Source organism: Mangrovibacter plantisponsor, assembly GCF_003182475.1.
GTDB lineage: Bacteria > Pseudomonadota > Gammaproteobacteria > Enterobacterales > Enterobacteriaceae > Mangrovibacter > Mangrovibacter plantisponsor.
In genome coordinates, this window is the sequence record NZ_QGTS01000004.1 from 51,614 (window position 1) to 63,296 (window position 11,683).

At 49.5% G+C, this 11,683-nt stretch carries 13 protein-coding genes; 3 read left to right on the top strand and 10 right to left on the bottom strand.

The genetic code is table 11. From position 1 onward, the window contains the following. Window positions 1-207 precede the first annotated feature (207 nt). The 3 genes from ldtC to DES37_RS25620 all read left to right on the top strand — a co-directional run bounded on the left by ldtC (window position 208) and on the right by DES37_RS25620 (window position 2,702). Complete coding sequence (gene ldtC, locus DES37_RS07065; RefSeq protein ID WP_110025360.1) at window positions 208-1,134, top strand: L,D-transpeptidase LdtC; 927 nt, start codon at window positions 208-210, stop codon at window positions 1,132-1,134. 507 nt (window positions 1,135-1,641) lie between these two features. Continuing rightward, window positions 1,642-2,274 (top strand): TetR/AcrR family transcriptional regulator, encoded by a 633-nt coding sequence (locus tag DES37_RS07070; protein ID WP_110025361.1) that lies wholly within the window; start codon window positions 1,642-1,644, stop codon window positions 2,272-2,274. 278 nt (window positions 2,275-2,552) lie between these two features. Then, a complete protein-coding gene (locus tag DES37_RS25620) occupies window positions 2,553-2,702 on the top strand; it encodes a hypothetical protein (RefSeq protein WP_170123740.1) in 150 nt (49 codons plus the stop codon). Window positions 2,703-2,766: 64 nt separating this feature from the next. Here DES37_RS25620 and DES37_RS07075 read toward each other — a convergent pair whose 3' ends face one another. From DES37_RS07075 to DES37_RS07125, 10 genes are all read right to left on the bottom strand, one after another. Further along, complete coding sequence (locus DES37_RS07075) at window positions 2,767-3,315, bottom strand: glycine zipper 2TM domain-containing protein (RefSeq protein WP_036108248.1); 549 nt, start codon at window positions 3,313-3,315, stop codon at window positions 2,767-2,769. Window positions 3,316-3,601: 286 nt separating this feature from the next. Next, window positions 3,602-4,906: an NAD(P)/FAD-dependent oxidoreductase gene (locus DES37_RS07080; protein WP_036108246.1), complete on the bottom strand. Its 1,305-nt coding sequence runs from the start codon at window positions 4,904-4,906 to the stop codon at window positions 3,602-3,604. 226 nt (window positions 4,907-5,132) lie between these two features. Beyond that, window positions 5,133-5,675, bottom strand: a complete 543-nt coding sequence (ycfP, locus tag DES37_RS07090; RefSeq protein WP_036108245.1) for an alpha/beta hydrolase YcfP — start codon at window positions 5,673-5,675, stop codon at window positions 5,133-5,135. A 36-nt stretch (window positions 5,676-5,711) separates the two neighbouring features. After that, entirely contained in the window at window positions 5,712-6,740 is a 1,029-nt protein-coding gene (gene nagZ, locus DES37_RS07095; RefSeq protein WP_110025362.1) for a beta-N-acetylhexosaminidase, read from the bottom strand. A 21-nt stretch (window positions 6,741-6,761) separates the two neighbouring features. Continuing rightward, on the bottom strand, window positions 6,762-7,601 hold the full coding sequence (thiK, locus tag DES37_RS07100) for a thiamine kinase (RefSeq protein WP_245930024.1): 840 nt from the start codon (window positions 7,599-7,601) through the stop codon (window positions 6,762-6,764). Continuing rightward, the gene (lpoB, locus tag DES37_RS07105; RefSeq protein ID WP_110025364.1) at window positions 7,555-8,178 is read right to left on the bottom strand and encodes a penicillin-binding protein activator LpoB; all 624 of its coding nucleotides are present in this window, start codon (window positions 8,176-8,178) and stop codon (window positions 7,555-7,557) included. Before lpoB ends, thiK begins: the two co-directional genes overlap by 47 nt. Before the next feature lie 23 nt (window positions 8,179-8,201). Beyond that, window positions 8,202-8,576 (bottom strand): YcfL family putative periplasmic lipoprotein, encoded by a 375-nt coding sequence (locus DES37_RS07110; protein WP_110025365.1) that lies wholly within the window; start codon window positions 8,574-8,576, stop codon window positions 8,202-8,204. Further along, a complete protein-coding gene (gene hinT, locus DES37_RS07115) occupies window positions 8,576-8,935 on the bottom strand; it encodes a purine nucleoside phosphoramidase (RefSeq protein WP_036108232.1) in 360 nt (119 codons plus the stop codon). Before hinT ends, DES37_RS07110 begins: the two co-directional genes overlap by 1 nt. Before the next feature lie 216 nt (window positions 8,936-9,151). Further along, complete coding sequence (gene ptsG, locus DES37_RS07120; RefSeq protein WP_036108229.1) at window positions 9,152-10,585, bottom strand: PTS glucose transporter subunit IIBC; 1,434 nt, start codon at window positions 10,583-10,585, stop codon at window positions 9,152-9,154. A 297-nt stretch (window positions 10,586-10,882) separates the two neighbouring features. Then, a complete protein-coding gene (locus DES37_RS07125; protein WP_110025366.1) occupies window positions 10,883-11,680 on the bottom strand; it encodes a metal-dependent hydrolase in 798 nt (265 codons plus the stop codon). Between the last annotated feature and the right edge of the window lie 3 nt (window positions 11,681-11,683).

An 11,683-nucleotide genomic window follows, 5' to 3' on the forward strand; every position in this document is an offset into this window, starting at 1 on the left:
GTAACCAGTTCACCGTTACGGGAGGCCGGGCAAAGTTTTACAAAATATTGCAATACGCCAGGAAATCCTCACATCCGCCTGCACCATAATTTGTTTTTTTGCTTTAACTGGTGAAGGACATCCTGGGCTATGTCAGCAAATAAGCAGCAGTCATCCAAAACATCCCCCCTTTTCTCCCCCGAACGCAAGTGGTCCGTGAGTTGCGCCATGCTGCTGTTAGCCAGCCTGTGGAGTGGCTTCAGTGATGCCCAGACCTGGCCATTACCCGCGCCAGGCAGCCGCCTGGTTGGGGCAAACCAATTCCATGTGGTACAGGATGACGGCGGTTCGCTGGAAGATATTGCCAGCCAGTATGGTGTGGGTTTTCTGGCTTTGCGCCAGGCAAACCCGGGTGTGGATCCCTGGCTGCCTTTAGCCGGAACCGTACTGACCATTCCACATCAGGTGTTACTTCCTGAAACGCCTCGTGAAGGCATAGTGGTAAACCTGGCGGAATTACGCCTCTACTATTACCCCCCCGGCAGTAACCAGGTGGCTGTCTACCCTATTGGCATTGGTCAGTTAGGTGGCGACACATTCACGCCAACAATGGTTACCCGGGTTTCAGAGAAACGCGCAAACCCTACCTGGACACCCACCAAAAATATTCGTGCACGTTATCTTGCACAAGGTATTGAATTACCGGCAGTGGTGCCCGCCGGGCCGGATAACCCAATGGGCCACCATGCTATTCGCCTGGCGGCGTATGGCGGGGTATACCTGATTCACGGCACAAATGCTGATTTTGGCATTGGTATGCGGGTGAGTTCAGGGTGTATTCGCCTGCGTGATGGCGATATCGAAACGTTGTTCAGGCAGGTAACCCCAGGCACACCAGTGCGCATTATCAATGAGCCAGTAAAAACCAGCCAGGAGCCTGACGGGCTGTACTGGGTGGAAGTGCATCAGCCCCTTTCACAGTCACTGGATGACGACCCACAGACACTGCCATTAACTTTGTCTGGCCGGAGCCAGTCGCTACTGGATTCCCCCGCTGTTAATGCAGGCGTAACAGAGCAGTCAATGAACTTGCGGGCTGGCATGCCGGTCAACATCACACACCAGCTACGCGAACCCGGCGCGCAAACGCTGTAATCACACTGGGTTAGTAGTTACATAACCGCTCTGAATACGGGAGTGGCAACCGGTAGCGCTAACCCTGTAATTGCCCGGCCCATTGGCTGATGCCACGCGAAATGGCACAGCACCCGGTTCATCGCTTTTTGGTGACAGTCCCTGATCTGGTTCACTTATTGTTACTTACCTGTGGCTTAGCGGCGCCGTAGTCACTGCCACTGTCTGCAGGCCTGAAGACGCAGACTGAACTTCAACAGCAGCATGATCAGTATGTTTTTCTTCAATTTTTATTCATTTTTCATTCCCTACAGACCAATTAAACAGATTAATTTCCAGCCATTAATTAATGTTTTTTGCTGTATGCTGGCTTGTTCAAATAAATTTATTAATTATCGATAATAAATTAATAACCAGTTTAGATTCAATGCTATAGGTATTTTCTATTTTTTGCTTTTCTTCTGGTTCGTGAGCGTGGTGATCTCTATAATGTGGCTTCACTTAACGACACACAGGTAAAACGGCACCATGACAACTGATGTTTCAGGTTGTGTAAAAAAAAGCCGTGGCCGTCCAAAAGTGTTCGACAGGGAAGACGCACTGGATAAAGCCATGGCACTATTCTGGCAGCATGGCTACGAGGCCACATCACTGTCGCATCTGGTTGAGGCGACAGGCGCGAAAGCTCCCACTCTCTATGCAGAGTTTACCAATAAAGAAGGGTTATTCCGGGCAGTGCTGGACCGGTATGTCGCACGTTTTGTTTCTCAGTATGAGGCGCAATTATTTGCCAGTAGCAAGCCACTGGCACAGGCATTAAAGGACTATATGGTGGCGGTAGCTCTGTGCTACACCAGCAAAGAGACTCCCCAGGGGTGCTTTATTATCACCACATCTTCAGCACTGGCAGCGTCCAGTGAAAAGGTGGCAGAGATGATCAGGCTGCGTCATGTAAAGCAGGCGCAAACCCTGGTAACTTTTTTGGCGCAACGCCAGGCGAGTGGCGAGCTTACGGCCAGTTGCCAGTGCTCCATTCTGGCTAATTATCTTTCCTGTATCATTCAGGGAATGTCAGTCAGTGCCCGCGAAGGCGCATCGTTTGAAACCCTCGAGGAAATAATCAATACCGCGCTCGGTTCGCTGCCAGGTATTGCACAATAACGTGATAATGTGACTGAGGCTGCTTGTTTTGTCTCAGTCCTGCCACCCTTTCACCCTTTCATTGCAAAAGAGAATCACTCGCTTTTCCCTCAATAAATAGGCAAAAACGATTAAATATATCCATCCTGTTAACCTAGATTTAATTGGTACACTGCGGATTATTTACACACTAATAATTATCTTAAATAGTCCACTCAGCACCCTACACAGAACAGGCATTTCATTCCTTTGCTTTATAACAAAGCAATTTATTGGACACACAGCAGAAGGAAGACAGAATGATTTTGCTATTACCCATGCTCAAAGTACTGGTCGTTATTTCGTTGCTGTTCGGGCTTTGGTTGATATGTGGTAGCTCTTCGCTGTTCGCTATTCTTGCCATTATTATCACTGGCGGGCTTTGGTTTAAAAGGCAGGATTTGCTTTGATCGCCTGGTAAAAAAGACCTGTTATCGCACAGGTCTTTTTTTGCTGGCCGGGTGATTCTGCTATTCAGGATTTGTTTACTGTATCGCTTAGCACCAGTTGGCCATTTTTATCCAGTGGTATCTGGCTACCAGGGTTGTGATCCATGCGGATTTTACCCTGCTGGTTACCTATCTGGTAAGTGACATCATAGCCAAGGGTTTTCTCACTGGTGTCATAAACCGTTTTACAACGCTGTTCACTGGTACTGTAGGTATCTTTATCCTGCATTGTACCCTGTACCTGATTACCTGCATAACCGCCACCCAGCGCACCTATCACTGTGGCGACGTCTCGCCCGTGCCCACCACCAAACTGATGGCCAATTACTCCACCTGCTACTGCTCCCAACACCGAGCCTGCGATGCGGTTTTCATCCTGTACCGGGCGGCGATGGGTAACAGTGACATTGCGGCATTCTTTACGGGGGGACTTCACAGTAGAAGTAATAGCTTTCGATGAAATAACCTGAGCGTATTCTGGCCCACTATGAAATACATCCAGACCGGCGACAGCCGCAATCCCCATAGCCGCAGCTACGCCAATGCCTATTCCCGCTAACATTGATTTATTCACAGGACACCTCCTGATAAGACAGGTTTTTATTGTGAGCAAAAATCCAGGAAACAGGGATCAGACGAAAAGAGAAAATCGGGTTATCTGAATATAATTGAGATTTATCCTGGTGGGATATTACGCTATGCGAAAGCTAACTATTTCCCTCTTGAATAGTAAGGCTTTTACCGGAACGATAGTTTTCCCTACCGGTAACCGTGCCAGTCAATGTTATTCAGGGCGGGTCATCGGCTACAAAAAAGGCTCCTTTACAGGAGCCTTTTAACAGGCAAGATTGCCTGACGAATTAATGCAACTTCAGACGCGGGCGAATAATACGGTTGATACGCCCAACCAGCATCATCAAACCGGTCTTAAAATACCCGTGCAGTGCTATCTGGTGCATACGATACAGGGAAATATACACAAACCTGGCGATACGCCCCTCGACCATCATTGACCCACGCATCAGGTTGCCCATCAGGCTACCTACTGTAGAGTAGTTCGACAGCGAAACCAGTGAGCCGTGATCTTTATAGGTATAGGGCTTCAGATCTTTTCCGCTCATCTGCGCCAGAATATTATGCATCGCACACGTTGCCATTTGGTGTGCAGCCTGAGCACGTGGTGGGACAAAGCCCCCTTCAGCGCGGGCACAGGAAGCGCAGTCACCAATCGCAAAAATATCCGGGTCGCGGGTCGTCTGCAGGGTGGGCTCCACAACCAACTGGTTAATACGGTTTGTTTCCAACCCGCCGATTTCTTTCATGAAATCAGGCGCTTTAATACCCGCAGCCCAGACCATCAAATCGGCTTCAATAAATTCGCCATCTTTGGTATTCAGGCCGTTGTCTTGTGCACTGGTTACCATGGTTTTGGTCAGAACGCGCACACCCATTTTGGTCAGTTCACTGTGAGCGGCGCCAGAAATCCGCGGCGGCAATGCAGGAAGAATGCGTTCCCCCGCTTCCACCAGCGTCACGTTCAGCGCTTCGTTCGTCAGGCCTTTATAACCATAGCTGTGTAACTGTTTCACTGCGTTATGCAGTTCAGCAGAAAGCTCAACCCCAGTGGCACCACCACCTACGATGGCAATGTTCACTTTGCCGTTTGCACCGAGATTAGCGGAATGTTTCAGGAACAGGTTCAGCATTTCATGGTGGAAACGACGTGCCTGATGTGGGTTATCAAGGAAGATGCAATGCTCTTTCACACCGGGCGTATTGAAATCGTTAGATGTACTGCCCAGAGCCATAACCAGGGTGTCATACGGCAGATTGCGTTCAGGAACCAGCAGTTCACCTTTTTCATCACGCAACTCAGCCAAAGTAATCACTTTCGCTTCGCGGTTAATATCCACGACCGAACCCAGTTGGAACTGGAAATGGTGATTACGTGCATGTGCAAGGTAACTCAGGGCGTCCACGCCTTCATCCAGCGAACCGGTTGCTACTTCATGCAGCAATGGTTTCCATAAATGACTGTGGTTGCGGTCAACCAGTGTCACTTTCGCTTTCTTACTACGGCCCAGTTTTTTTCCTAACTGAGTTGCCAGCTCCAGTCCGCCAGCACCACCGCCAACAATCACAATTTTTTTCAATGGTGTAGTCAACGTGACCCCCTCAAATTATTAACCAATTGTTAAGTAACGGTTATAAAAATAACTTTTACTTAACAATAGGTTGCTGAATCGAATCGCCCAAAACAGCCTGAGAATACCATGAACGGTGCATTGGTCATACCAAATTTGATATGAATCAAATTTTTCTGGCTAAATTTAACGCAAAAGGGCTGGCCAAAGGCCAGCCGGGGGGAGTTACAGGAAAGTAATGGGGGCGTTAGCCGAGGGTTTTGAAAGCTTTAATACGCTGCAGATGCGGAGAAATATTCTTGAACTTGTGAGTTTCGTTATCATCCCAAACAATTTCGTAATAAGGATGCAGTAACGCTGCAGATTTCTGGTTGTCCAGCGCTTCGTCGTGGCGCGACAGGATTGCCAGGCAACGATCACGGTTCTTCTCCCGGAAGTTATCGACACATTTTGTGGCAATATCAAGATACTCTTCCGGCCGGTCTATTTTCCCTTCCATATTTTCATAAGGATGCAGGTTAGGGTTGAAAATAACCTGGCGAACATCGCAGAGAAAACCAATGCGCTCAGCCCAGAAACCACCGAGACCGACACCACAAATCAATGGCCGTTCATCAACATTCAGCTGCAGCATTTTATCTACTTCTTTAAGCAAGTGCTGCATATCGTGTTTCGGGTGCAGCGTGCTGTAACTGATCAAACGGACATCCGAATCAATAAACTGAAGTTGCAATACCTTCTCATGGTTACCAGGACTGTTTGAGTCGAAACCGTGCAAATAGATAATCATCGCATCCTCACCGTACCAGTTTTTGCCGCTCAGGCACTATGACTGCCCCGCCTTCCTTGCCTGCCATTGCTCATCCAGCGCGGTCAGTTTATGGCTGACTGACTTCCAGATTGCGGATGACAGGAGTTCCTGACGGGAAAACGAACCTTTATGATACAAACCCGTAACACGCTCTGCATTGATCGGTGACAGGTTATCCAAAACACTAACAGCTCCGTTGCGGTTATTACAAACCAGAATCATATCGCAACCAGCATCAAGAGAGGCTCGTGCTCTTTCAGCATAAGTTCCCATAATTGCCGCACCTTCCATTGACAGGTCGTCAGAGAAAATCACGCCATTAAACCCTAACTCCTGGCGCAATACTTGCTGCAACCACCAGGGCGAGCCGCTTGCCGGGCGATTATCAAGTTCCGGGTAAACAACATGAGCCGGCATTATGGCATCCAGCGCCTGTTCATTTATCAGCGAGCGGAAAATAGCCATATCATGTTCACGAATGACATTTGCCGGGCGGTTATCCACGGGTGTTTCTTTATGTGAATCTGCACTTACGGCACCATGTCCGGGGAAATGTTTTCCGGTGGTTTTCATACCAGCCCGGTGCATACCCTGCATAAAGCGCCGCGCCATTGCCAGTGCTACCTGTCCGTCTGCATGGAAAGAACGTTCGCCAATCGCCGCACTGCCATGCCCGATATCCAGAACCGGTGCGAAACTGATATCAATATCCATGGCAATCATTTCGCTCGCCATTAACCAGCCAGCGTCTTCTGCCACCTGCCCACCCACTTCCACACCCAACAATTCAGCATAAGACTGTGCCGCAGGAATACGGGTAAACCCTTCGCGAAAACGCTGTACCCGGCCACCTTCTTGATCCACCGCAACGACCAGTCGCTGCCGGGAAGCAGCGCGAATCTGGCGCACCAACTCCCGTAACTGAGCAGGATCATGATAATTGCGCGTGAACAGTATCAGTCCCCCGGTTAAAGGATGTGCCAGAATTTCTTTTTCTTCCGCATCCAGTTCATAACCCGCGACATCTAACATTACCGGACCCACAGCAACCTCTCTTGTTTCTTGTTATGTGTGTTTCAACCTGCACCAGGCCTGGTCTGCAAGCTGAATAAATTCACTGGTTTGTGTTTCTTGCCACCGGTACTCATACCAGGAGGCCATTAATAAATTAACCCATGGCAGCCAACGGTTAATCTGCTGCCCCAATCTCACCTCATTAAGGTGCATCTGCCTGGCGTAAGACGCAACACATGCCGCAAACTGTGGCGGTTCATCAATTGCCAGAGTGGCAAGCTCAAGCCCTACATCGCCATCCCCGGCATACTCCCAGTCAATCAGGCGTACCTTGTTACCCTGATGGACAATATTACCCGGATGGATATCCATGTGCAGTGGCGCCAGGCGAATGGGCCCAGGCTCCCTGATGCGTTGACATTTCTTCAACTGAGCAAGCCAAAACACCGTTCGCCGTGAAGGCGCAGCATTCTGCCAGTAACGTTGTAATAAAGGCAGTAAAACAATACGCCAGCCGAACAACGGCTGGTGATGTAGCAGGCTCAGAGTGCGTGCCAGCACATCCGCAGGTGGCCAGGATGCAGCAACTTGCCCTTCCACCCATTCAACATACAACCAGGGGCGGCTCATAAAGACGGGGGCTGGCGCCAGTGAATGAGGTAACAACTGCAATGCCCGGTATTGCCGACGCAATTCAGCATGCGTGGAAGCCGTCCGCCGTACCCACTTTCCGCAGGTATTCTCTACCAGCACACTGTTGCCGCTCAGGCCCTGTATGGCGGAAACAGAGCCGGCGGCAAATGCCGCCGGGTGTGACGCCTGGTTGTGGTGATGCAAACCTGCATCACTGCGTTTGCTGTACGGCACCTTTACCAGACCAGATAATTTCACCTGTTTGCACCAGCATCAGTTGCATTTGCACAGCAGGGTTACTCACATTACCTTTCGCGCTGGTATAAAGCACATACTGTGCACCGACATTACGCGCAATACCAATGGCTTTGCTGCGTGAACCCAGGCTGTCTTGCGCAGATAAACCCAGTTGCTGTTTAGCCAGAGCAAGTTGCTGGTCACTGACTAACACAAAAGTTCGGTTATTTGCCAGAGCATTACGTAACGCCTGAGTACCTTCGCTGGCGGGTAAACTGCCATTGGTACGGTTATTCACGGAGTCTACTAACAATACACTGCCTGCCGTTACACCATCAGCTTTGAGCATTTGTGCAACCATCGGCTGAAACGCACTGCTCCAGTCGTAGTGCCGCTCTTTGGGTTGCGGAGTAACAGGTAATGTTGGCGTAACAGGTTCAGGCTGAACCGGTATTTCAGGAACAGAAGGAACGGTGGGCTCCGGCTGTGTGGGTGCGGGTTTGGCAGGCTCTACCGGTGCTGGCTGTTGCTGCTCATTACGCAACACACAACCAGACAGCACAAGAGCAACACCAAGCACGCACAAATAACGATACATACGTTGTTTCAAAATCTCCCCCTTCAAAGATAGAGATACACCCGAACCTGATCTGCGCCAGGAACCTGGGTTATGGCATGAATATCCACAGAGGTAGCCGGCGGAACAACAACACTACGCGGCTCATCCAGAGGGTGTATCTCCAGGCCTTTCTTGTCATACCAGTAAACACGGTAATGGACTGTCACTGGTTGATGACTTTCATTATAAAGTGATGATACCGCCAGGGTATTCACACCTGCATGGCTAATTTCCGGGCGCTCCGCCGTCACCCCGGCAACCAACAGCGAAGACTCAATCACCAACGTCTGGCTGCTATTCACCGGAATCACTGGCCCGGAACTGCATGCACCTAACACAGTAACAAGGCAGGCCAGGCATAACGTGCGCCGAATCATTATGCACCTTTATGGGACAGTAACGGGCCCAGAGGACGGCCACCAAGTAAATGCATATGCAGGTGATACACTTCCTGCCCACCATGACGATTACAGTTAATAACCAGACGGAAACCGTCTTCGGCAATGCCTTCCTGCTCAGCGATTTTTGCCGCCACCGTAATTAAGTGGCCCAGGGCCTGCTCATGCTCTGGAAGCGTATCATTGACTGTCGGGATCAGGATATTTGGCACAATCAGAATATGTGTTGGTGCCTGAGGGGAGATATCACGAAACGCAGTAACGAGGTCGTCCTGCCAAACAATATCAGCGGGGATTTCACGACGAATAATCTTACTGAAAATGGTCTCTTCAGCCATGTGAGTGTCCTTTAGTCAATCGCAGTGATGGGAGTATAACAAGCCCCGCAACACCTTGCTGTAAAAACACTTTATTGTACCGTTTTTCATCCTGGCGGCACAGCCTGCACTGACGAACCAGATTCTTCCTGCTCACTATTCCTGTATGACAAAAACAAATACGACAAAAAACAAAAAAGGGACCAGTGGCCCCTTTTTCGCTCTCCCCGGCAACAATTAGTTGTTGCGGATGTAATCATCCATTTCAGTTTTCAGGTTATCGGATTTAGTACCGAAAATAGCCTGAACACCTGAACCCGCGACAACAACACCTGCTGCACCCAGTTTTTTCAGGCCAGCCTGATCAACTTTCGCTACATCAGCCACGCTGACACGCAGACGAGTGATACAGGCATCCAGGTTAGTGATGTTTTCTTTGCCGCCAAACGCATTGACTAATGCCGGTGCCATTTCGCTGGTCGCAGCAGACTGCGTCTCAGTGGTGGCATCTTCACGGCCAGGCGTTTTCAGATCCAGAACTTTGATAAGCACACGGAACACTGTGTAGTAAACCGCAGCATAGCAAAGGCCAACAATCGGGAATAACCACAGTTTGCTACCGTTACCGCTCAGTACGATAAAGTCAATCAAACCGTGTGAGAAGCTGGTGCCATCACGCATACCCAGAAGGATACAGATCGGGAAGGCAAGACCGGCCAGGATTGCGTGAATCACATACAGGATTGGCGCCACGAACATGAAGGAGAATTCGATTGGCTCAGTAATCCCGGTCAGGAATGATGTCAGCGCAGCGGAGATCATGATACCGCCAACTTTGGCACGGTTTTCCGGTTTAGCGGAATGCCAGATAGCAATGGCAGCAGCAGGCAGACCATACATTTTGAACAGGAAGCCGCCAGACAGTTTACCTGCAGTCGGGTCACCAGCCATATAACGCGGGATATCGCCGTGGAATACCTGACCTGCCGCATTGGTGAATTCACCAATCTGCATCTGGAAAGGTACGTTCCAGATATGGTGCAGACCAAACGGTACCAGGCAACGTTCTACGAAGCCATAGATGCCGAAGGCCAGAACCGGGTTTTGGTAAGCTGCCCATTGGGAGAAGTCCTGAATAGCGGAACCAATTGGCGGCCATACAAAGGACAAGACAACCCCAGTGATAATCGCTGCCAGACCAGAAATAATCGGTACAAAGCGTTTACCCGCGAAGAAGCCAAGATACTCAGGCAGTTTAATACGGTAGAACCGGTTGAACATGTAAGCAGCGATGGCACCAGAAATGATACCCCCTAACACCCCGGTATCAGCCAGGTGTTTTGCTGCAATTTCTTCAGCCGGAAGATGAAGAACCATTGGCGCAACAACTGCCATGGTTTTAACCATAATGCCGTAGGCGACCACAGAGGCAAGGCCTGAAACACCATCGTTATTGGTGAAGCCCAGTGCCACACCGATTGCGAAAATCAGTGGCATATTGGCGAAAACGGAACCGCCCGCTTCGGCCATAACATGAGAAACGATGGCTGGCAGCCAACTGAAGTTAGCGGAACCCACACCAAGCAGGATACCTGCAATCGGCAGTACGGATACCGGTAGCATCAGCGATTTACCCACCTTCTGCAGGTTAGCAAATGCGTTCTTGAACATAATTGAGAGTGCTCCTGAGTATTTGTGCTTTTTGTACGCGATATGCGCTTTGAGTCTGGGGGAGAAACAGACTCTCTTCAGGACATCTAAGTGCCCTTTATTTATTACGCAGAGTAAAATAAATAGCGATTTCATTGTTTGATGGCAGTCACGTTTCCATGACAGACATACAGAAAAATCGCATTTAACCACTCAAATCGTATACATATGTTACAAAAAGGACGTTCACCGCCCGTTTTGTGGCGGTGAACTTTACTCGCTTTGGGGATTAATTACGAGCCTTAAAATAACAAGGATTTAGCTATTCTGGCGTAAAGCAGAAAGGTCGACATTAAAAAGTGATGAGAAATTATTCGTCGTGATTTCCGCAATGGTTTCAACATCCACGCCTTTAAGCACAGCCATATACTCGGCGACGTCACGCACCAGTGCAGGCTGGTTTTCCTTGCCCCGGTGAGGTACCGGTGCCAGATACGGAGAATCCGTTTCAACCAGAATTCTGTCGAGCGGGACATAACGAGCCGCTTCACGCAGTGACTCAGCATTACGGAAAGTCACAATGCCCGAAAACGAGATATAGAACCCCATATCCAGCAATTTACCAGCCGTTTCTTTATCTTCTGTAAAACAGTGTAGCACCCCACCACAGTCCATCACCTGTTCCTGGCGTAAAATTGCCAGGGTATCTGCGCGTGCGTCACGGGTATGAACAATGACAGGTTTGTTTAATGCCCGGCCAATTGCAATATGGTGGCTAAAAGAAGATTGCTGGCGCAATTTGGTTTCCGGCGTGTAGTAATAATCCAGCCCGGTTTCGCCCATAGCTATCACGCCGGGTTGTGCTGCCAGATTGTGCAGGCGATCGACATCCAGCTCTGCATCCTGATTCAATGGGTGTACACCACATGAAAAGGCCACATTATCCCGCTCACCAATTTGCTCACGCATCGCGACATAGCCATCAAGCGTTGTCGCCACCGCAAGACAGAAACCGACATCGCGTGCTGCTGCTTTGCTGAGGACATCATCCACATCTTTATGCAGTGTTTGGTAATCAAGGCCATCAAGGTGACAATGGGAATCAACTAAAAACATAAT